This is a genomic window from Pseudarthrobacter sp. NBSH8, assembly GCF_014217545.1.
Taxonomy (GTDB): domain Bacteria; phylum Actinomycetota; class Actinomycetes; order Actinomycetales; family Micrococcaceae; genus Arthrobacter.
The window spans coordinates 330,344-352,349 of sequence record NZ_CP043178.1 but is presented as its reverse complement, the minus strand read 5'-3'; the positions used below and the strand labels follow the sequence as shown (position 1 = coordinate 352,349).

At 63.1% G+C, this 22,006-nt stretch carries 17 protein-coding genes, 2 pseudogenes and 1 riboswitch; of the genes and pseudogenes, 6 read left to right on the top strand and 13 right to left on the bottom strand.

What is annotated here, in order from left to right:
* Nucleotides 1-50 precede the first annotated feature (50 nt).
* On the bottom strand, nt 51-299 hold the full coding sequence (locus FYJ92_RS01575) for a nuclear transport factor 2 family protein (protein ID WP_255482250.1): 249 nt from the start codon (nt 297-299) through the stop codon (nt 51-53).
* Between FYJ92_RS01575 and FYJ92_RS01570 the strand changes: the two genes are divergently transcribed.
* Nucleotides 271-882, top strand: a complete 612-nt coding sequence (locus FYJ92_RS01570; RefSeq protein ID WP_185263613.1) for a nuclease-related domain-containing protein — start codon at nt 271-273, stop codon at nt 880-882. The genes FYJ92_RS01575 and FYJ92_RS01570 overlap by 29 nt on opposite strands.
* Nucleotides 883-1,738: 856 nt before the next feature.
* On the opposite strand, the gene FYJ92_RS01565 is transcribed toward FYJ92_RS01570, so the two are convergent.
* The 12 genes and pseudogenes from FYJ92_RS01565 to FYJ92_RS01510 form a co-directional block, all read right to left on the bottom strand.
* Nucleotides 1,739-2,578: a class II fructose-bisphosphate aldolase gene (locus tag FYJ92_RS01565; protein ID WP_185262310.1), complete on the bottom strand. Its 840-nt coding sequence runs from the start codon at nt 2,576-2,578 to the stop codon at nt 1,739-1,741.
* Nucleotides 2,575-3,561 carry a 1-phosphofructokinase family hexose kinase gene (locus tag FYJ92_RS01560; protein ID WP_185262309.1) on the bottom strand — a complete coding sequence of 329 codons (987 nt, stop codon included), beginning with the start codon at nt 3,559-3,561 and terminating at the stop codon, nt 2,575-2,577. Before FYJ92_RS01560 ends, FYJ92_RS01565 begins: the two co-directional genes overlap by 4 nt.
* Nucleotides 3,558-4,520, bottom strand: coding sequence for an ROK family protein (locus FYJ92_RS01555; RefSeq protein WP_255482249.1), 963 nt, complete (start codon nt 4,518-4,520; stop codon nt 3,558-3,560). Before FYJ92_RS01555 ends, FYJ92_RS01560 begins: the two co-directional genes overlap by 4 nt.
* A gap of 10 nt (nt 4,521-4,530) precedes the next feature.
* The gene (locus FYJ92_RS01550; protein ID WP_185262308.1) at nt 4,531-5,448 is read right to left on the bottom strand and encodes an SIS domain-containing protein; all 918 of its coding nucleotides are present in this window, start codon (nt 5,446-5,448) and stop codon (nt 4,531-4,533) included.
* Nucleotides 5,449-5,839: 391 nt separating this feature from the next.
* On the bottom strand, nt 5,840-7,036 hold the full coding sequence (locus tag FYJ92_RS01545) for a Gfo/Idh/MocA family protein (RefSeq protein WP_185262307.1): 1,197 nt from the start codon (nt 7,034-7,036) through the stop codon (nt 5,840-5,842).
* Nucleotides 7,037-7,139: 103 nt separating this feature from the next.
* On the bottom strand, nt 7,140-8,153 hold the full coding sequence (locus tag FYJ92_RS01540; RefSeq protein ID WP_370526097.1) for a LacI family DNA-binding transcriptional regulator: 1,014 nt from the start codon (nt 8,151-8,153) through the stop codon (nt 7,140-7,142).
* Nucleotides 8,154-8,276: 123 nt separating this feature from the next.
* On the bottom strand, nt 8,277-9,938 hold the full coding sequence (locus FYJ92_RS01535; RefSeq protein ID WP_185262306.1) for a sugar ABC transporter substrate-binding protein: 1,662 nt from the start codon (nt 9,936-9,938) through the stop codon (nt 8,277-8,279).
* An 84-nt stretch (nt 9,939-10,022) separates the two neighbouring features.
* Nucleotides 10,023-10,946: a carbohydrate ABC transporter permease gene (locus tag FYJ92_RS01530; RefSeq protein WP_185262305.1), complete on the bottom strand. Its 924-nt coding sequence runs from the start codon at nt 10,944-10,946 to the stop codon at nt 10,023-10,025.
* Between the two features lie 32 nt (nt 10,947-10,978).
* Nucleotides 10,979-12,040 (bottom strand): ABC transporter permease, encoded by a 1,062-nt coding sequence (locus FYJ92_RS01525; protein WP_370526095.1) that lies wholly within the window; start codon nt 12,038-12,040, stop codon nt 10,979-10,981.
* A gap of 1,093 nt (nt 12,041-13,133) precedes the next feature.
* Nucleotides 13,134-14,381 carry an N-acetylglucosamine-6-phosphate deacetylase gene (locus FYJ92_RS01520; RefSeq protein ID WP_185262303.1) on the bottom strand — a complete coding sequence of 416 codons (1,248 nt, stop codon included), beginning with the start codon at nt 14,379-14,381 and terminating at the stop codon, nt 13,134-13,136.
* A 437-nt stretch (nt 14,382-14,818) separates the two neighbouring features.
* Nucleotides 14,819-14,941: riboswitch (SAM riboswitch) on the bottom strand.
* A 340-nt stretch (nt 14,942-15,281) separates the two neighbouring features.
* The gene (locus FYJ92_RS01515) at nt 15,282-17,087 is read right to left on the bottom strand and encodes a beta-galactosidase family protein (protein ID WP_185262302.1); all 1,806 of its coding nucleotides are present in this window, start codon (nt 17,085-17,087) and stop codon (nt 15,282-15,284) included.
* Between the two features lie 569 nt (nt 17,088-17,656).
* A pseudogene (locus FYJ92_RS01510) lies at nt 17,657-18,004 on the bottom strand (IS110 family transposase); the annotation flags it as partial.
* Nucleotides 18,005-18,031: 27 nt separating this feature from the next.
* On the opposite strand from FYJ92_RS01510, the gene FYJ92_RS18875 reads away from it, so the two are divergent.
* The 5 genes and pseudogenes from FYJ92_RS18875 (at nt 18,032) to FYJ92_RS01490 (ending at nt 21,867) form a co-directional block, all read left to right on the top strand.
* On the top strand, nt 18,032-18,154 hold the full coding sequence (locus FYJ92_RS18875; RefSeq protein ID WP_255482246.1) for a hypothetical protein: 123 nt from the start codon (nt 18,032-18,034) through the stop codon (nt 18,152-18,154).
* A 90-nt stretch (nt 18,155-18,244) separates the two neighbouring features.
* Nucleotides 18,245-20,061, top strand: a pseudogene (locus FYJ92_RS01505) (rhamnogalacturonan lyase); the annotation flags it as partial.
* A gap of 28 nt (nt 20,062-20,089) precedes the next feature.
* Nucleotides 20,090-20,923, top strand: coding sequence for an aldo/keto reductase (locus FYJ92_RS01500; protein WP_185262301.1), 834 nt, complete (start codon nt 20,090-20,092; stop codon nt 20,921-20,923).
* A gap of 134 nt (nt 20,924-21,057) precedes the next feature.
* Nucleotides 21,058-21,324: a GlsB/YeaQ/YmgE family stress response membrane protein gene (locus FYJ92_RS01495; protein ID WP_185262300.1), complete on the top strand. Its 267-nt coding sequence runs from the start codon at nt 21,058-21,060 to the stop codon at nt 21,322-21,324.
* Between the two features lie 108 nt (nt 21,325-21,432).
* A complete protein-coding gene (locus tag FYJ92_RS01490) occupies nt 21,433-21,867 on the top strand; it encodes a hypothetical protein (RefSeq protein WP_185262299.1) in 435 nt (144 codons plus the stop codon).
* Nucleotides 21,868-22,006: the final 139 nt, after the last annotated feature.

Here is a 22,006-nt window from a genome sequence, read left to right as displayed (position 1 = left end):
CGCGGCGTCCGCTGCGTCCCGGATGGGGAGCCTCCGGCGGCGCCGCGACACTAGGCCTTCTCAACCCACTGGGCCCGCCATTCGGGCGCCTCGAAGGCCTCGCTCCAGTAGGCCGTCTCCTTGGCGATCCTGCCGTCCCGGAATTCGAAGATGAACACCGTTTCGTATTGCGGCCCGTTGTAGTCCAGCAGGGCTTCGGCCACCACCAGGTTCCCGCCGCTCAGCATCCGGCGCGGCGTGATGTTGGGCAGCTGCGGGAAGGCGTTGTAGATTCCCCGCCGGTTTTCCGCTCCGCGCACAAGCGGTCCGGAATGGACGGTCCTGCATGCCGTTCCTGTCGGCACCGGCACCTCAGACATCGATCATGTTCTGATAGGTCCTGCCGGGGTTTTCACCCTCAACACTAAGAACCATTCAAACCAGCCCGTATGGGTTGCCGGCCGCACATTGATGGTGGCAGGAAAAAAGAAACGCCACATCCCCAACGCCGTCCACGAAGCGGCCCGCGCCGCGAGACTCCTCACCACTGCGGCAGGTGAGGAGGTGGCGGTCATGGGCGTCCTCGTCATCGTCGAACCCAAAAGTATAACCGCCAGGGAAAAGCCCGTCGACGTTGCGGTGGTGACGGACCGGCAGCTACTGCGTTGGCTTAACCGGCGCAGGCCAGTGCTCACCCCGGAGCAGGTTTCCCGGATTGCCACGTCGGCCGTTTTGCCGGGAACCTCGCACCGGAACCCGCTGTACCCTGCCGGCCTGCAGAACCGGTTCGACGCCCTGTGGAGGCACGTGGACGTGGCCCGGCGCCGCCGGACCGCATGGAACCTTGCCTTCGCGGCCGGTTTCGTGGCCGCCGGAGCGGTCCTGCAGACCCTCATCCCCTGATGACAGCAGGGCGGCGCCGCCGATGGGCTCACGCTTCAAAACTGCCAACCGATACGGCGGATTAGTCGCCAATCCTGGCGAACAGTCACAACGCCGGGCGAGGGAGCCGTGCCGGGCTGGGAGTCTCGTTTGGATGTGGGACGGTGAATCTGACTTGCCCTGGAATCTTGTCCGGTGCGACAACCCTGACCGGGTTTTCGGGCACAGCTCGAGAACGTTGGACGGCCCAAGTTGCCACCCATGGAGGACCGTCGTCAGCGCCGCTGAGTCTGAGCGAGCCGCCCGCTCCCGATTGCATCGTGCCGCTAGACGGTTAGAGCAGGCGGGGAACGGCGGGGATCAGTTCGGCAAGCGTCTCAGGAATTGGCCCGGTGAAGCCCGGTATCCGGCATTTTTCCGTCCGCGGTCCCCGAGATCAGCACGCGGCCCAGGAGTGATTGAGGCCGATACTGGATCAGATCCGCGCTAGCGTTGGCCAGCGTTTCAAGAAAGCGAAATCTTCGGCTCGGTTCGACGCCGTGTCGGGAAGCCCTCAACGGCCATCTTCCACGGGCGCCGGTTGGTCGGCTACGGTTGCGTTGATCCAGGTCACCATCACACTGACACCACCGCCTTCATCACGATCCGTCACGACTTCAATCTCGGCAGCCGCTGCCCCCATGCGCAACAGCTCTTCACGGTATGAAGCCACGAGCCCCGAGAGACAATCCTCCGTTGCGCCGGGACGGACCCGGGTCGAAATTTCAACTCGTGCAGGCTGATATCGCGTCGGGCCTTGCCTCCATCTGGGTTTCCCGCCAGGGCTCTGCCGGTTGGGCCATTTCGAACCGTTCACTGGGGTGCCTCTCGCGCCACACTAAATGGCCTTCGCGAACAGCGTCAGCAACCGTGATACCTCAGGCACCAGGGCATCCCGGCCCGCCTCAAGGTATTTCCGCGAATCCACCACGGAAGGGTTCGCATCCAGGTATTCCCGGATTGCGCGCGTGAAGAACCCGTTCAGGTGGGTGGATACATTGATCTTTGTCATACCGGCGCCAATGGCAGCCACAATCGTCTCATCGGAGACCCCTGATGAACCATGCAGCACGAGTGGCACGTCCAGCCCTGACCGCAACCGGGAAATAAGTCCGAAGTCCAGGGCAGCGCTCCGCTCCGTCATGGCATGGGACGAACCCACGGCGACAGCCAGCGCGTCCACCCCCGTGGCCAACACGAAGGCAGCCGCCTCAGCGGGATCTGTCCTGACCCCCGGGGCATGGGCCCCGTTTTTTCCGCCTACTTTGCCAAGTTCAGCCTCGATGTAGACGCCCCTGCTGTGGGCGTATTCCGCCACCCGCCTCGTGGCCGCTACATTCAGCTCATAGTCCAGATGGGCACCGTCGTACATCACCGAACCGAACCCCAGGTCAACCGCCTCACGAGCCAGCTCTTCAGATTCTGCGTGGTCCAGATGCAGGGAAACCGGGACAGAGGCCTGCCTCGCAATTTCCAGCGAAGCGAGCGCCAGGGGCTCCAGCCCGCCGTGGAATTTGGCGCAGTTCTCGGAGATCTGCAGGATCACCGGGAGTCCGGCCGCCTCGGCACCCACCACCAGTCCCTCCGCGGTTTCCAAGTGGACGATGTTGAAGGCACCTTGCCCCACACCGCGTTCTGCGGCGCTTTCCATCAGTTCGCGGGTATTGACCAGGGTCATGGCAGCTCCTTGTAAGAGACGATCAGCTGATCGGCAAGTTCCGAATACCGGGGTGATATTTCTCCGGCGCCAGGCATCAGCACCGCGGCAGCGGACCAGGCCGTGGCGGCCCGCAGGATCTGTTCGGTGTCTGTGACGCCATTGGCAAGCGCGACGGCGGCAGCTGAGACTGCGGCGTCGCCGGCGCCGGTGGGGTTGCCGTTGAGGGGTTCGGGCAGCCGGGCGTGCCAGTAGCGGTCCGGTTCAGCGGCATCGAATGCCATCATGCCGTCGGCACCGGTACTGACCAGCACCCTCCGCGCGCCGAGCCCTATGAGCTGGAGGGCCGCGCCGGCCAGGTCCTGCTGCCCCATGGCCTCAGTGAGTTCGTGGTTGTTGGGCTTCAGCAGGTCCGCGCCGGCCCTCGCCGCAGCGATGATCCCGGGACCGGACGTGTCAATGATCGCCGGGACGCCGGCGTCATGGGCCAGCTTGACAAGGGCCGAATAGAAATCCTGGGGCGCGCCCGCCGGCAGGCTGCCGGAACCCACCAGAACCCCGGCCAGGTGCCCGTCGTCGCCGCTGAGGCTTTCGACGACGACGGCAGCCAGCGCCTGCCACTCTGCGGGTTCCAGAGGAAGTCCGGACTCATTGAAGATGGACGTATGGCCGCTGACGTCATCCACGAGCGCGATGCTGCGGCGCGTCTCCGCCCGAACGGGGATGAGACGGTGAGGTACTCCACTGGCTGCAAGCTCAGCGGCGAAGGCCGCACCGGCTGCTCCGCCCGCGGGCGCGATGGCGAGGACCGTACTGCCCAGCTGGTGGGCCACCCTGGCGACGTTCAACCCTTTGCCGCCGGCCCGGCTCAATGGAGTGTCCACCCGGTGGCTGCCTCCGGGGATGATGCCGTCGACGTGGTAGGTGAGATCCACGGCCGGGTTCGGTGTCACGGTGATGATGCGCCTGCCGTTCCCGGCCGACTCTCCGGCTGGGGTGCTCACGCGGGAACGTCCGCATTTGGCCGCAGTGGCCGGCCCAGCAGGGTACGGGCGTTCAGTGCCGCACCGATCAGGCCGGCGTTCTGCCCCAGCTGTGCGGGCATGATCCTGGGCCGTCGGTGGAACGTCAGGAGTTCATCCACGCGCCGGCGCAAGGGTGCCAACAGTTCGTCTCCGGCTTCCGAGAGCCCGCCACCGAGCACTACGGCCTCGGTGCCGATGATGTTGACGCACTGGGCAATGCTGAAGGCCAAAGCGTCGATGGCGTCGGCCCAGACCTGTTGTGCGGTGACGTCGCCGGACCGGGTGAGCTCCAGGACGGCCTTGGCGCCGTCCACCGCGGTGCCGGTCATGCCCGCATAGCGTTGGGCGATGGCGCCAGCAGAACCCACGGACTCCAGAATTGCGGTGCCTTTCCCGGACGGGTCCGGCACCAGGGCATGCCCCAGTTCACCGGCGTAGCCGCCGGCCGCCACCGGCTGCCCTCCGGAGAACACTGCCCCGGCGATCCCGGTTCCGAGGATCATCACCACCACATCGCTGAATCCGCGGGCGGCACCGAATAGGAGTTCGGCACTTCCGGCCGAGGCGACGTCGTGCCCGAAGGCCACCGGCAGGCCAAGGCGCCGCTCGGCCTCCGCGGTAAAGGGAAAATCCCGCCAGGGGAGGTTCGCGGAGTAGATGCCGATTCCGGCAGCGGAATCCACCAGTCCAGGCACCGTCAGACCCGCGGCTTGCAGCGGAATGTCCGGAAATTCCTGCGACAATTCCGCGGCAATCCCGCCCAGAGTGTCCAGCACGGCTACCGCTGTGCGGCTGCCGCCCACCGGCGTAGCGACGCGCCGGAGGCCGCGGATAGCGCCCGAGGCGTCAACGATTCCGGCTTTCATGTCCGTACCGCCCACGTCGAAGGCCAATACGGCGGCTGATGCCGGGCCGAGGGGGGTCATTCCATCTGACATAGAGCGGCGCCTAGACAGTTGCGTCGAGAATGACCGAGCGGGTGAGGTTGCGCGGAAGGTCCGGGTTCAGGCCGCGGACACGGGCTCGTTCCAGCGTGACCTTGTGGACCCGGGCCAGTTCGGCCAACGGGTGTTTTCCCGTATTGATGTACAGGGCCCCGGTCCGGGCGACGTCGTCGCGGAGTCCCTCGGGCTCTTCGCCGAAGAGCCAGGTGACGCGGCCGGGGGCGGCGATGGAGATGGGTCCGTGGCGGTATTCCATGGCGGGGTAGGACTCGGTCCAGCCCTGTACCGCTTCGCGCATCTTGAGCCCTGCCTCGTGCGCCAGACCGACGGTCCAGCCTCGCCCCAGGAAGGTGAATTGCTCGGCGTCGAGCAGTTCCTGCGGAACATCTGCCGTTACAGCGATCCGTGCATCTTCGACTGCCTGGCTAAGGTCGACACCAAGACTGCTCAGGAGGTAGACCAGCACGGACGTGGCGAAGCGGGTCTGCACCACGGACTGTTCGTCCGCGTACGGGAGCCCGATGACGGCATCGGCAAGGCCGACTATCGGGGACTCGACATCGCCGATCAGGGCCACCGTGCGGACCTTGCCCTGGAGCCCGGTCAGCAGGTCCAGTACCTCGGTAGTGGTGCCGGAACGCGTAATGGCGATCACGACGTCGTAGTTGCGGGCCTCGCTGTTGGTGTTCACGAACGCCTCGGAAGCTGCAAAGGAATCGGTCAGGCCTTTGCCGGCCGCTTCACGGGCCGCGGCATAGCTCTGGGCCATAAACCAGGACGTTCCGCAGCCGATGACGGCCACGCGCTGGCCATCTGCCGGGAGAAGTTCCTCGGCATGGGCCTGGGCGATGGCACGCTCCCACACCTCCGGCTGGGAAGTCAGTTCCTCGTCCATGAATGCTCCACGAGTTGCGTCAGTCATCGTTCTTTGTGCTCCTTAATCGGTACATCGTTGCTCTTCAGGCTGCATCGGGCTCTCCCGACGCAGCCGGTGGGTTTCTTCACTACAAACACTCAATGAGCCAGATCGATCATCGAGGAATTTCTACGGCTTCCGAAAATCACCCTGCACCCCGGAGATGGTTCGAAGAAAAAATTCAATGTCGCCGGTATGCCCAGGACAGCAGGTGGAATCGTCGTTGGTAATTGCATGGGAAACGGGCCTCGTGGAGGGCGAAGATACATGCGTGACGATGATTTTCGGTGGCTCAAGCAGCTGCGCGTCCAGGTCTGCGCTGGTTGCCGTGGCGGAAGCGCTACGCCAACCAGAGCAGGATGAACCGGGCTGCCTCAGCCAATCAACCTTCAGGCCTTCAGACCGCCTGTGCACTCCGTGCGGGTTGCCCCGCGTTGAAGTACTCGATAAGTTCCGCCGGCAAGGCCGGAACCTCGCGGGCGGAACCGTCACCGCGCAGAGATTCGGTGGCGAGCACACCTGCGGCTACGGACTGGCGCGCAGCGATCGGGCTGGTCTGTGTCGGCCCGCCATGTGCTGCGAAGTCAAGGAACTCTGCGACCAAGCGGGGATCGGCACCGCCGTGGCCTCCGTCGCCGTCGAGGATCTCCACTACCTGGTCCGGCTCCGCAAAACCGGTGGCCGTCCTGGAGGTCCAGACGTTGATCTTCTCGCCAGGTCCGTCGCCGAAATTCTCGATCCTGCCCTTGGTGCCGATTACCGTGTAGTTCCGCCAGTAATCAGGAGTGAAGTGGCACTGCTGATACGAAGCCAGCACACCATTGTCCAGCACCATCTGCATCATGGAAATGTCCTCCACATCGATCACCGGGCTGAGCTCCGTCTGTTCGGTGGGCGGCCAATTATCCAGCGAGAACCAGTCCACCATCCTCCTGCCGGTGTTGTCGCGCCGGTCCTTCACGTCGCCGTAGACGGCAAGTTCACCGACGGCGGATACCCGCTTGGTGTAGCCGTTCGCCAGCCAATGGATGACGTCGATGTCGTGGGCGCCCTTCTGGAGCAGCAGCGACGTAACGTTCTTGCGCTCCGAGTGCCAGTCTTTGAAGTAGTAGTCGCCGCCGTTACCCACAAAGTGCCGGCACCAGATGGCCTTGACCTCGCCGATCACGCCGTCTTCGATCAGCTGGCGCATCTGCACCACCACCGGCATATGTCGCATGTTGTGTCCCACATACAGCCGGGTTCCGGTCTCATACGCCGTCTGCAGGATCAGGTCCGCTGCTTCCAGCGTCACATCGAGGGGCTTCTCGCAGAAGGTGGGGATGCCTGCCTTGAGCGTTTCCACCGCCACCAGGGCGTGCTTGTTGTCCGGTGTCAGCACCAGGACCGCGTCAATCCCGCTGGCCAGCAGCTCGTTCAAATCGGCCGTCACGGTGGCTGTCGGAATTTTCGCCGCGGCATCTGCCCGGCCCCGCTCGCTGGTATCGCAGACAATAGTCACTACGGAACCCTGGCCCGGCTTGTGGACGTGCTTCCACAGACTGGCCCGCAGGCCGAATCCGACCAGGCCCACCTTCATGTCAACAGTTCCCATTACTAAACGATTCCTCCTGCTTGGTTGCAGCCCTCGGGCCAACATGCAGCCCCGACTCCGCCCGGGCGTTCCCGGTGGAGCGTGGCCTGAAACTTTCTCAAAACTATGGTGTGGTGCTCTTGAACGGAGCTGATTCGCGGGCGAACAGCTGCCAGGGGAAGTCCAGTACGCCGGGGGTCGCATCAGAGCCCAGCGCGCGGTCCAGCAGCAGCCGTGCCAGCCGGTCGAAGAAGTCCACCGGACCCACAGTGCTCAGCGACGGCGTCATCCGTTCGCCTTCCACGGTGTTGCCTACCCCGATGATGTCGATGTCGGTGCCCACGGTCAGCCCCAGCCGCTGTGCCGCATTAATGGCGCTTACAGCCGCATAGTCAGTCGTGGCGTAGATAGCAGTGGGCGGTTCGTCAAGCGACAACAAGCGGATGGTGGTGGCGTACGCTCCGGCAGAGGTCCCGTCGAAGCTGCCCACATATCCTTCACGGTGCGGCAGCCCCGCGGCTTCCAGCGCGTCCCTGTATGCCATAAAGCGCGGCCCCGCGAGACTTCTGGCCGTAGTGAGGCACGCGATCCTGCTGTGGCCTGTGAGCAGATGGCCCATGGCCAGCTCACAGCCCGGTCCGGCCACGGACCTGATGACATCGAAGCCCTTCGGCTCCATCGATTCGTCGAACACCACAAGCCTGGTGCCGCGGCCAGCGAGCTGACGCAGCGCCTGTTCACCCTCCCCCTGGACAGAATCCACAAAGACGGCATCGGCGCTGTGGGTCTGGAGCACCTTGGCCCAGTCTGCGTCGCCAAGGATCATGGGTGTGATCCCCAAAGGGGCCGCCCTACGCTGGACGGCCTCAATGACAGCCAGCGCCCACGGGTCCGACAGCATGGTCAGGGACAGGATCACGGTGTTGGTGCGCCCGGTCCGTATGGCCCGTGCGGACTGGTTGGGCTGGTAGCCCAGCCGGTTCGCTGCTGTTCTCACGCGGCTGACTGTCGCTTCCGAGACCCCCGGCCCGCCTTCGCCGCGCCGTCCCGACAGCACATAGGACACCGTGGCTGTGGACACCCCCGCCTCCGCCGCGACCATCCTGATGGTCGGACGCGAAGCGTCTCGATTGGTCACCGACATGTTTCCCCTTTGTGGACCCGGAAGCGGTCCTTGGACTGAAGCCGGCTGTCTGCCGGATATCCGGTTGCGGCGGTGACCAATGATGGCGCCATTGTCCCCGCCGCTGCCACCGACATTCTATGAGTTGAAGACTGGTACGCCCGCGGGCAATGCAGCCTGGTACTCTTCTCGCATTTTGTTGCCGCCCTCGGACTGCCAGCGCTTGACTGCGTCTTTGAGTGCGTCAACCTTCTCGCGGCCGGTAATGATGTCGATGACCTTGTCGCGGAGCTGCTTGCTGATTTTTGCTCCCACCTTCGCGCTGGTGTCCGAATAGCTTCCGTTGGTCGGGTTGCGCCAAGCATTCTCGAGCAGCTTCTGCTCCTGGCCGCTGACATACCTCGTGTCGTCGTCGTAGCCCGGGTTGAAGATGACGTTCTCGGGGCTGGCCATGATGTTTAGCGCCGACGCGAGGCCTGGAACGTTGGAGGTACCGGACTCGGTCAGTACCGGATTGCCATCACTTGTCAGGGTGTAGTCCTGGCCGGCTTCGCCGTAATTCTTTTGCAGGTACTCGGCGGTGCCGAACGGCGCCGAAAGGTAATTGATCAGTGCCAGGAGCTCGCGGATCTTTCCCTCCTCGGCCTTCTTGAAGGGGGTGAAACCGACAGTCCCATAACCCATGTCGTACACGGGCTTGATCTTGCCATCGGCGCTGAAGGGCAACAGGATGTCGAATTTGGCGCTCTGGTTCAGGACACGGTAGCTGCGGATGTCGTGCGGGCCAACCAGGACCTGCGCGGCAACCGAGCCGTTGGCAACACGGGTGCGGATATCTGATGCTTTGCTGTCCGGGTAGAAGACGCCGGCCGCGAACATCTTTGCCGTGAACTCGATTCCAGCCGCGTACTGATCCGTTTCGAAGAGGTGGGTCAGTGTACGGTCCTTGTTGACGGCCCAGCCGTTGGGGGCGCCGAACCACTCGGTGACCATGTGGAGGATATTGGTGTAGTTGGCTTCCAGAGCATACTTTTGCTCGCCGGGGCGCGTCAGCTCCTTGGCTTTTTCCAGGAACTCATCGGCGCTGTCCGCGTTGAGGCCGCCTACGGCGTCCCAAACATCCCTGCGGCCCGCCATGACCTGACCGAACGGGGTGCTGGGGATGGGAGCACCCCAGATCTTGCCGTTGACGACAGCGGTCTTCCACGAATCCGGCTTCAGCGCCGCCAGGTTGGGGTACTCAAGCACCGCGTCGCCGGAGAGGTAGGGGGTGAGGTCCTGGAATTTGGCTTCCAGCATGGGGCCGATATTGGGGATACCCTGGTTGGGCGGAACCCACATCATGTCGGGGAGATTGTTGCTGGCAAGGACGGTGGCGAACTTCGCCGGGTAGCCGTCGCCGATGTCCTCGGCGATCTGCAGTTCCAGCTCGCCGCCGAGCTTGGCGTTTAGTCGCTGCCAGAAGGGGTTGTCCTTCATGCCCGGGCTCATAGTTTCAAAGGTTTCCGTCAGGCCGGTGACCTTGCCCATGAGCGGCGGGGTTTTGACAGACTGCACGGCTTCGGGCAGTTTGAAGAAAGCGGCCTGCAGGCCCTTTTCGTTGCCCGGGATGTCAGCGGTGATCCCGGTAAATTCCCTGTAGGTGGGGAGCTTCACGGCAGAGGAGGAAGAGGCGCCTCCACTGCCGGAGCCGCCGCCGGGGTTGCAGGCGGAAAGACCAGCCGTGGCGATGGCCAGGCCTGTGAGGCCAAGGAAACCGCGTCGGCTGAATCCTGCTTGTCCGGAAGTAGTGCTCGTCATCGCGAAACCTTTCTAGTTTTTCAATGTGTAGTACTGCTGATGTGACCGTGGTGGTGAACAACTAAAGGGAACAGGAACCCGTGGTCAGCCCTTGACTGCGCCGGTGATAACACCCTTGGCAAAGTGCTTCTGCAGGAACGGGTACACCATGAGGATGGGGACCAAGGCCACAACGACCACCGCCATCTGGATGGACTGCGGCGGCGGGGAAGTGGTGATTCCCAGTTGGTCGGCCGCACCGCTGCCCTGGACAACGAAGTTGCGCAGGAGAAGCTGGATGGGCCATTTGCTGTGGTCGTTGATGTAGAGCAAGGCGTTGAAGAATGAGTTCCAGAAGCCAACCGCATAGAACAGGCCCACCACGGCGACCACGGCTTTGGAGAGCGGAAGGACGATCTTCCACAGGATCTGCCAGTCGCTGGCCCCGTCAATCCTGGCGCTTTCGATCAGTTCGCCGGGAATGTTCATAAAGAAGGAGCGCATCACCACGAAGTTGAAGGCCCCGAAGGCGCCAGGCAGGATCAGTGACCAGAGCGAGTCCAGCAGGCCGAGCTCCCGGATCATCAAAAAGGAGGGGATCAGCCCGGGTGCGAACAGCAGGGTGAAGAGGATGGCCAGGATGACCGGCCGCCCAAAAAGGACCGAGCGGCTGGTCGCGTAGGCCATGGTGATAGTCACGAACAATGCAAGCAAGGTGCCCACCACGGTGATGAAGAGGCTGACTCCGAGCGACTGCAGGACCAGGGGGCCACGGAAGATAATCTCATAGGCCTCAAGGGTGGGCCGTTCCGGCCACATCACGAAGCCCCCTGCGGCCACGAGCTGTTCGTTATCAGCCAGCGAGGTGGACACCACCAGGAGCATGGGGGCCAGGATCGAAACGCTGAACAGCACCAACACAACGGCCTTGATGCTCTGGTACAGCAGCGAGGGCTTCTCTTTCCAGACGGGTCGTTTGGAATCGTAGCTCAGCCCGGAAGCTTTCTTGGTCAGTACTTTAGTGGTCATGTGAGTCTCCTTGTACGGCGGCCGGTACCCGGCTAGCCGACCTTCTTCGCAAAAATGCCGTCTTCCCCAAACTTATGGGCCAGCTTGTTGGCGCCCCAGATCAGCAACAGGCTGACCACGCCCTTTGCCAGGCCGGCCGCAGCGCCGGAACTCCAGCCGCCTCCAACAATGCCCGTGTAGTACGTGAACGTGTCCAGAACTTCGGCCGCACCCGCCCCGACGGCATCTCGCTGGAGGATGAACTGCTCAAAGCCAACGGACAGGATGTCGCCGATCCTCAGGATCAGCAGCAGGATGATCACAGGGCGCAGGCCAGGCAGAGTGACGTGCCAAACCCTGCGCCAGCGGCCGGCGCCGTCGGCTGCGGCAGCCTCGTAGAGGGAGACGTCAATAGTGGCCAGGGCCGCCAGGAAGATGATCATGGCCCAGCCCGCGTCCTTCCAGATCATCTGGACGACCACCAGCACCGGGAAGGTGTCCGGATTGGTCATGAAGGGGATGGTGTCCATGCCCAGTTGGCGCAGTGAGTTGTTGATGAATCCGGCCCCGCCGAGCATCTGCTGGAAGAACGCGATGACCAGGACCCAGGACAGGAAGTGTGGCAGGTATGCAATGCTCTGGAAGACCTTGCGGATGCGCGGGCTCATCAGGGAATCCACAATGAGCGCCAGGATCAGCGGCACCGGGAAGAGGAACACGAGCTGCCAGGCCGCCAGATAGAGCGTGTTCCAGAATGCATGCACGAAGTCCGGGTTGATAAACAGGTCCGCGAAATTCTGCCAGCCCACCCAGAGGCTGTCCCCGATGCCCAAGTAAGGCTGGTAGTCCTGAAACGCGATGACGTTGCCCAGAATCGGGATGTAGAAGAACAGCAGCAGGAAAAGAACACCCGGCACCATCATCAGCAGCATCTGCTTGTCGCGGCGGAGGCGACTCCTGAAGCTCTTGCGCAGAACAGGACCGCCCTGGGACTTGGCCTGCTTTTTGGACATGCGAGGTGGTCCTGACTTTAGTGACGGCACGCTGTCTGTTCCGTCTAAAGTCCGGACGCGGTCCGGTGCCGGCGAAGCAGGCACCCCCGTCGTCGAATTCATACTCTCTCCTCGTTCAATGAAGTCACAGTCCAAAGCAGCAACTTTTGCCGATGTGACGCAGACCATGCTTGTTAATCGTTTAACAAAATCATAAGTGATGGGCGTCTCATTAGCAAGAAACCGGTTGAAATTGATGTGCGTGCCATGATTTGCCGGTGGCGAGGGGCAGCCACATGTGTCGAAGCCACGCGCAGTACGACGCCCGGCCCCGATCACCCCGGGCCGGGCCGTTACACCACGCTAATGGGCACTACCCACCGCGGATCCGGTTGTGCCACCGATAGTGCGGATACGGTCGGCCTACGTGAGCTTGGCTCCCGCAGGAACTTGCCAAGTGACCACGAAGGAATTGGCCTTGGCCGGTGAGGCCGAAGTCGAAGTCGGTGCCCTCTGTGCGCCTGTGGTCAAGGAACAGCCGGATCGACGCGTTCGGTGCTGCCCGGACCGCTATGGTCCGGGTGTGCCAGTGAGATCCCGCGTCCGCGGGCTACGCAAAGCAATCAGGGCACGTCGGCTATCCGCCAGGCAGCCTTTCAGAATTAACAACGCGATCCGGACCGCAAGTGCCAGACCTTGGTCGTGCCCGAACAGCGGCCTGCCCCTGCGGCCGTCGGGTTAGCAACCAAGTGGCATTGATCGAAACGAGGGTTCACGCCCCGGAAGCCAAAGGCGGAACACTGGGTAGCGGCGTTCACGCATTCACGGCTGCCGGTCCAGGCCCTCCCGCCGGAATACACCATTCCCTGCCGTAACAGCAGCTTGGAGATCCGGTGCCGGGAGCGCATGAGATCCCCGTGGGCATCTTCCCGGGCACGGACCAGGCCCCGTGCCGCTTCCTGGTCCGCCGCAGAGAGATGATCCAGGCATGACTCTCGGTATGGTCCGGGGTAATCCGGTGGTGAACGATTTTCGCCGCTCTGCGGGTCCAAGGCGCTCACGTCCACGGCGCGGGCATGGACATCCAAACCGACGCTTGCACGCTCGAACATAGCAGAAACCTCTCAATTTCAAATGTGGCCATACCGGGGCTGGACCGGCAGCACCACCGTCCGTGCGTGAAGCGTTGCAACGACGGCTGAAATCCGCCATGGGGTCATTTGAGCCAGTTCCCGCCGCGGAGAACTCCAGCCAGTGCGAGGTCCTTGTCCACCACGACTGCATCCGCACGGAGCCCACGGCGGAGTCCCCCTAGTTCATCGGATAAGCCGAGGACAGCGGCCGGAACGGCCGTAGCGGAGAGTACTGCGTCTTCCAGCCGGACGCCGGCCGCGACGGTTCGCCGGAGGACATCGAGCATCGTCGCTGTACCGCCCGCGAGGGAGCCCGTGGCGTCCAGCGTGGCGACACCGCCCGTCACGGTGACGGGGGAAGGCCCGAGCATGTAGTTACCGTCGGTAAGCCCGGCGGCTGCCATGGAGTCTGAGACCAGAACGATGTTGGTGGCACCCACCAGCTGGAACACAGTGGTCACGATGGCCGGATCAAGGTGCGCGCCGTCCGCTATGAGCTCGACGATCGCCTTGTCCTCCTGCGCGGCGCGTAGGCAGGCGGCGACCGGACCCGGGGAGCGGTGATGCATGGGAGGCATTCCATTGAAGAGGTGGGTTACCGTGGGAAGCGAGCGGATGCCTTCGAAACCGGCCGACAGAAGGCCTTCGCGTGCCGCGACAAGGGAGGCCGCTGCCGTGGCGTCATCGCAGTCCGTATGTCCCAGAGAAGGGGTCACGCCGTGCCTGGTCATGAGGCCCACCAGGTTAGCCGCCCCGGGCAGTTCCGGGGCGTACGTCATGGTGACCAGTTTGCCGTCAGCTGCCTGGAGCAGCTCCTCCATGAGCTCAGAGTTCGGCCACAGGAGGAATTCCGGGTTCTGTGCGCCGCATCGGGCGCGCGATAAAAAAGGGCCTTCGAGGTGGATGCCCTCGATGAGTCCTTCGTCCGTGAGCCCGGCAAAGAGCTCGATCCCCCGCAAAAGGTCCTCCCGGGAGGCTGTCACCATGCTGGCAAGGAGCGTTGTCGTGCCCGAGCGATGCAGGAAGTCGATGGCCTTCCGCGCTGAAACCTCGTCGCCGCTAGGGAAGTCACCGCCGTTTCCGCCGTGGCAATGCAGGTCAATAAACCCGGGCAGGATCAATCCGCCGGTCGGAACTTCGTGACAGACCGTTTCCGCGGACGCCGGGTAGTTGAATAGCGTCTCATGGAACCCGGCGGTGGGCCCAGCGTAGACGATTCGGTCACCTTCGACGACGAGAACACCCTTTTCAGTGACACGCCTGTCGCTTACGACTGTTCCCGCGATGAACTGGCGGCGTTGCGTGGCCGAATGTGTTTCCGGAGAACTCATGAATCGATTCTCCGTCACATTTCCCCGGCAAGTGACTCAATGGCACCGGCCGTGGTCGAAACAGCGGGCAAGGATGTCCCCAGAGTCCGCGCGTGTACGCCACCACTATCCGCACAAACCGCGTAGTGCCCGCGGAGCAGGAGAAATCTAATCGGCTGCCCCGCAGGCTGCCCCCTCAAAGCAATCGTAACTATGAGCTGCATATTTTCGGCGCACCATTGGGCAGGATGAATTGAATGGGAGAGCCTGTGAATCAGTTCCCGCGAAGCCGTAGTCCAGCATCTTTCCCATGTTTCGCCGACCTTGAATTCGACGAGGCCGCAAACCGTGTCCACTATCGGCAGGACCCGAATATATACCTCTTGGGTCTCGTCCATGGCGCCGGACGAGACGGTGCAATCAGAAACGGTTTCACATGGCACACTAGGGGCCTTTCACGAGTGCTCTTACCAATTGGGGGTTTGTCATTAGTTCCCGATTGGTCGCTTCTTCATCCGATCCACCCTTGAACATGGGGTTGGCGTGTGACCAGTCGGAGCTTGGCGCCACATCTCATGAAGTACCTCGCAGCCTACTCCCGATTATTTGGATTTTCCTCGGCATTGCCACCACCAGGGACGCTTCACGGAAGATTTCCTTATCGGCAGAGAGCTGACAGTGCGCCTGTTCGCCAGGGCAACGCGCCCCACTGCCATCTCACGCTCGTTGTCGTGCCGGCCGCTGCCCTGACGTACAGTGGTGTCTTTGTGCCGCCGCTTGCAGGCCTGGGCCAGGGGCGGCCCGGGGCGTCCGCAGGTCGTTTGGACGCTCCCGGAGTCTGCCTCTGGGACGGCTTCCCCCAATGTGGCGTACATTTGCGGGGATTAGTTGTCGTTCCGGCCAAGTCGAAAGACGGCGAGCTCAGTCCGCCAGTTCTTCCGCCAGCACCAGACCCTGACCGCCCGGTCCCAGGTCAGGCTCTGTTCGGAGCTCGACGGTAATGCCGGACTTTTCGAGCTCCAGTACCTTGACGGTGTTGACGCCGCGCCGGATCATCGGTGAAGGAATGTATAGGGTAGCCTGCGGCCCCACGTCCCAGTAACGGCCGAGCAGGAAGCCGTTGATCCAAACGAAGCCCTTCCCGAAGCCGGGCAACGCGAGGTAGGTGTCGGCGGGCGCCTCTGCCGCGAACTCGGCCGAAGCAAGCCTCCCGAGCTCGTCCGGACCCCATTCGGTCAAAGGCACCGGTGTCTGGGTCCAGTGGAAGGTGAAACGCTGGTTCACCAGGACTCCGTCGAGGATGCCCTTGCCGTGGCCCGTTAATGGCCCGTAATTGATCCGGCCGAGGTTTTCCACCAGGATTTCCAGCCTGGCGGGGGTGCCGGTGCCGGTGACCTTCAGGCCTTCGGCGGCGTTGGTGTCATCGAGGATGCCGGCAAAAACCCCGTCCACCCAGATGTAGGCGCGGTCGTTCAGCCCCATGATCTTCAACGGTGTTTCCGCAGGTTTTCCCGGTTGCCCCGGCAGCACGGCGTCGGCGGAATAGAGCACCATGCCGGCGTCCAGCCCGAGCTGTTCGAAGGACAGCGGCCTGACGCTCTGAACAGGTTCCCCTGCGGCACGGACCAGGTCCAACAGTTCCACGCCCGGTGCCACGGGGAGGGTCTGTGCGGGCAGCACAGGTGCCGCTGCCAGGAGTTCAGTCGGCAGTTCCGGGACGTTGTTGCCCTCCAGGCCCCGGGCGCGGAAGAACTCCGTCCGCAGGGCGTGGAACTTCGGCGTCAGCGCACCGTTCTCCGCGATGGGAGCGTCGGAGTCGTAGCTGCTGACGGTCGGCTGGAGTTTTTTGCCGTCGTGGTTGCTGCCGGATCCAAGGCCGAAGTTGGTGCCGCCGTGTGCCATGTAAATACAAACTGAACCGTCAAGGTCCAGGATCTTTCGGATCTCCGCGGCCGCGTCGGCGGCATCGCGGACGTGGTGGCGTTCGCCCCAGTGATCGAACCAGCCGCTCCAGAATTCCACGTTGAAGAACGGCTCACCCGGCCGGCGCCGCTGCCATGTGGCCACGGCTTCATCGCCGCGGCTGCCAAGGGTTGCCGTCGCCCAGGTTCCCTCGATGGCGCCGCCGTCCAGGAAGTAGTCGTTGCCGCCGTCGGCGGTGAACAGCAGCTCCGTGATTCCCCGTTCCTCCAGTGCGCGGCGGTTCCACCGGATGTAGTCGTGGTCATCGCCGTAGCTGCCGTACTCGTTTTCTATCTGCACCGCCACGACCGGACCGCCCGCTGAGGTCTGGCGGCTGGCCACGATGGGCAGAAGAAGGTCAAACCATTCCTCGATGGCCCCCGTGAAGTCTGGGTCCAGGCAGCGCAGGCCGATTCCGGGGATTCCGGTCAGCCAGGACGGGAAGCCGCCGTTGTCCCATTCGGCACATATATAGGGGCCGGGCCGGACGATCACGTCCAGCCCTTCCTCTGCGGCGAGGTCGATGAAGCGGCCAAGATCCCGCCACCCCGTGAAATCCGGTGCCTGGTCACGCCGGGGCTGGTGGAAATTCCACGCCACATACGTGTCCACGGCGTTCGCTCCCATGGCCCTGAGCTTCCGGAGCCTGTCCTGCCACTGATCCGGATGAACCCGGAAATAATGAATCGCTCCAGCCAGAATTTGGTGACGTTCCCCCGCGCGAAAAAGCACAGAGTCCCTATAATTCAGAATCGCTTTAGGCATGGGAGAAACGTTATAGCGATTCACGATGTACAGTGCTCCTCGAAATCGATCCTGACGGGCGTTTGCAGCGATCAGCTGTCTGTGGGGCCGGGAACCAGCTGGGTCTGCTCCGGCAGACCCGTGCCCCAGGGGGCCGATCCGACTGGCCGTTACGCATCGGCATCAAGAGTGACCGAACGCGACAGGTTACGCGACACATCCGGTTCAGACGAGAGGATGCCCAGCCCCCAAAGGCTGGAGGGTCAGTTCGACGTCCATGAATGCACCGCCGGTCGACGGACACCTCAGATTTGGTCATTTGAATTCTCCTCATTCCTTTGGAAGGCGGGATTATCGTCGCTACAAAACATCGGCCGGGAGGGTCCACTGTTGCAGCAGGTCCCTATCACTCTGCAAATGATTCCCCAGCCCGCCGCTTGGGCAAGATGGCTCTCCACGACTTTCTCCACCCTTCCAACATGTGACCTGAACATCATCGTTAATCGATTAACAACAATAAGTGCCCGGCAACCAACATGCAAGAGGTGGACGCTTAATCCGAGGGGTGACTAGGTCTTGTTCGGCCGGGCCAGGATCCGTGCTGCGGTCCTGACGCCCACCGCCGGGAGTGACGTCAGGACCTGGTGAAGCGGGTGGGCCTTCACAAGGGCCTCGACCCGGCGAAGACGGCGTCCCGCGATTCGCGGCAAGCATCCGGGCGAGCTGGGCAGGACGATCGTGGCCGCGTTCGGGTCGATCACGGTGACCGTTTGCTGATCCAGGCGTCGATGATCTCGCCGGCGAGGCGTTCACCCATCCGGGGCGAAAGCTTCTTGAGCCGGGTTCCCGATCCGGCGCCGACCCGCATCGCGCAAGGCTTCTGGCGTCGGCCAGGCCCGCAGTAGATCCAACACCGCCGGGTGGTCCAGGCGCGGGCCACGAGGCAGTCAGCCCGGCGTGGCCTCATGCGCTACATCGAGGTGTTCTACGACCGCTGGCGCCCGCACACGAACAACGACGGGCTGCCGCCGGCCACCGCGATAGCCGGCTTCAAGACCGGCAGCAGCCGACTTCCGGGCGCTGCCTAACCCTGAAAAACCCACCGACTGTCTCACTTCCTTGACACATCTCACTGCGAACGTCGGCCCTTGGCTGCGAACCGGACGTTCCAGGTCGGCAACGATGCTTCGGTCGGAGATGTCGACGGGGATGGCCAGTACGAGTTCATGGTCAAGTGGGATCCGAACAACTCCAAGGACGTCTCCCATGTGGGCTACACGGGCAACACCCACGTGGACACCTACAAGGCTGACGGCACACTGCTCCACCGGATCGACCTCGGCGTCGACATCCGGTCCGGCGCCCACTACACCCAGATGCTGGTGAACGACTTCGACGGCGACGGACGCTCGGAGATGATATTCAAGACAGCCACGGGAACCAAGACCACCTCCTACTATGCGGACGGCTCGGCGGCAGCCGACTACTACCAGCACATGGTGGACACGGTCATGGGCTGGAGCGACCACCCTGAGATCAAGGCCGGCAACTGGCCCGCCACCTTGGAGGAAGCGTTCGGCATCGCCCCGCACCACCAGTACCCGCTGTCCCGGTCAGATGCCGAAGCGGTGACGGACTACTTCATGGATGTCTACGCCCCGGCCCAGAGCGTCCGGAACGTGTTACGGGCCTTTGAGGGCTTCATCGTTTCCGGCCCGGAATACCTCACCGTCTTTGAGGGCGCCACGGGCATGGAACTGAAGACCGTAGCGTATGAGCCTGGCAGGCACGACGACGGCCTGATGTGGGGCGACTACGCCATGGCACGAACGAGCCCGGCAACCGCGTGGACAGGTTCCTGGCCGGCGTCGCGTATTTGGCCGGCAAGAGACCCGCCGCTGTTTTCGCGCGGGGCTACTACACCCGCAGCACGCTGGCGGCCTGCACTTGGGACGGCGCCAACCTCTCCCCGGTCTGGAATGTCGACTCCGGCTGGACGCCCATGACCAACCCTTTCAACGACAGCTCGCACGGACGGGACGGCACAGACCCCGAGTTCGGCACGCTCACCACGCAGGGCTTCCACTCCCTCAGCGCCTCCGACGTGGACAGTGATGGCAAGCAGGAAATTGTGTACGGCTCGGCAACGATCGACGACGACGGCTCGCTGCTGTACAGCTCGTCCGACACCATGCCCGGCGGCAGCGCCACCCCGGGAGAGGAGGCCCGGCTGGGCCACGGCGACGCCATGCATGTCACGGACATCGATCCCGCCCGCCCCGGCAAGGAAATCTTCACGGTGCATGAGGGCGGCACCTACGCCCCCTACGGTTACGCCATGCGCGACGCCGCCACCGGCGAGGTGCTGTTTGGCGCCTACTCCGGGAAGGACACCGGCCGCGGCATGATCGGCGACGTGGATCCCGCCGTGCCCGGCATTGAAAACTGGGCCATTGGCATGCAGTCGGCCGACGGCGACAAGCTCTCCGCCACCACCCCGGGCACCAACATGAGCATCAAATGGGCTGCCGACATGACGACGCAGATCATCAGCGGCTCCGGGGACCAGACTCCCACCATTGACGACTGGAAGCGCGGCAGGCTGCTCACCGCCACGGACACCCGGACCAACAACGGCACCAAAGGCACGCCGAGCCTCGTTGCTGACGTAGTGGGTGACTGGCGCGAGGAAATGCTGGTCCGGACGGGCGACAGCTCAGCGCTCCGGATGTACATGAGTACAGAAGTGACCAACCACAAGCTCTACACACTCATGCACGACCCGCAGTACCGGGCGGAAGTTGCTCGCCAGAACACCAGCTACAACCAGCCGTCCTACACGGACTTCTACCTGGCGCCTCCCAGGCGGCGCAGGGCATCCAGCGCTTCGTGACGTTCCTGGACCAGCAAAAGAAGCCCGATCAGGCATCCAACGTGGCACGAACAGTGCTCGAACCACCAGGCCGGAAACATTCTCCGGGCATTCGAAGGCTAGGAAGGCGAAAGCACGGCAGACTGTTGAAATGACTCTCTCACCGCTCATCATGCTCAATGACGGCTACAGCATCCCGCAGCTGGGTCTCGGTACCTGGCCGCTGGACGACGAACAGGTGACTGCCGCCGTCGTACATGCCCTGGAAGCCGGGTACCGGCACATCGATACGGCAGTGAAATACGGCAATGAAGAAGGCGTTGGGAACGGCATCCGCTCATCAGGGCTGGACCGAAGCGAAATCTTCGTCACCACCAAGCTGGATGGCCAGTTCCAAGGCGAGGACCGCGCCGCGGCGGGGCTGGAGGGGTCGCTGACCCGCATGGGACTGGACTACGTGGACCTGCTCCTGATCCACTGGCCGCTCCCGGCGCGGGATGATTTCGTGTCGACGTGGAAAACGTTCGAGCGGCTGCAGGCGGAGGGCAAAGCCCGGTCCATCGGCGTCTCCAACTTCAAGCCGGCACACCTGGAACGGCTGCTGGCTGGAAGCGACGTTGTGCCTGCCGTGAACCAGATCCAGCTGAGCCCGGCGATTACGCGCGAGGCGGAACGGCAGTTCAATGCCGGGCACGGAATTGTCACAGAATCATACAGTCCGCTGGGCGGGTCAGGGGCCAGCCTGCTGGGCGCTCCCCTGCTTGCGCAGCTGGGCGAAAAATACGACAAGACCCCGGCTCAACTGGTGCTGCGCTGGCATATTGAGCAGGGACTTGCAGTCATTCCCAAATCGGGAAATCCCGAGCGGATGCAGGAAAACCTGGACATCTTCGACTTCGCCCTGGACCGGCAGGATCTCGCGGAACTTGCCATCCTGGACGAGGGGCCAGGCGCCGGCAACGATTCGGACGCGACAGGGCACTGAGAGGGCCGCGGACATGCTTCTTGCGAGGATGCGGAGTGGCGAAAAGATACTAAGCATGATTAGGATTGAGGCAGAAGGATGAAGCGTCCCCGGGATCCGGGTACCTCCTTGATGTAGGAAGAAGGAATGAAAAAATGGGTTTCTTTGCATTTTTGATTCTTGGCCTTATTGCCGGCGCCATCGCTAAGGCAATCCTTCCAGGCAAGCAGGGTGGCGGCTGGATCATCACCCTCGTCCTGGGCGTCGTCGGCGCGTTCCTCGGCGGCTGGCTTGGCGGAATGATTTTCGGTACCGGCCTGCAGGAGTTCTTCTCGCTGCAGACCTGGTTGCTCGCGATCGCCGGCTCGATCATCGTGCTGCTTGTTTACGGCATGATCACGAAGCGCAGCGTTCGCAGCTAACTTCGTTACCGGCATGAACACCGGCCCCGGGACCTCCCGGGGCCGGTTTTCTTTCCCCCTGCCACTCGGGTCGGGGACTGACACCTTCTCAACGAGCAGGAGTTCACTATGAAATCAAAACTTCTTTTAGGTATTGGAATCGCGGCTGGTTACGTCCTGGGATCACGGTCTGGCCGGGCAGCGTACGACAAGCTCAAGGCCAGGGCTGCGAGTATCTGGGACAGCAAGCCGGTCCAGGACAAAGTCAGTGCTGCCGCGGAGGCCATCAGGGAGAAGGCTCCCGACGTGGCGGACCAGCTGGGTGAGGCCGCGCGCCGGACGGGCACAGTCATCAGCTCCGCCGTCCACCACGACGCCGCGTCGGGTAACAGCAAGTCCAAAACGTCCGACGCCGGCACTTCGGTGGGTGAATCGGTGAACCTGGGAACATCGGACGTCGAGTCCGACCCCGCGTTCAATGACAACGAGGGCCAAGACTGGACCGGTGAAGGCGGCGCCACTACTGCCGGCGCAGCGACGAGCGTTGACCCCCGGCGGGAATGATCCGGGATCGTTGCGGGGACGTTACGCGGGATTCGCCGTGTGACAAGGAAACCACGTTGAAATTGTGCTAAAAATGGTCGTTGCTGGCCGCCGCGCTCCTTGGGGGACGCGGCGGCCAACAACGTCTCAGGTCATGGCC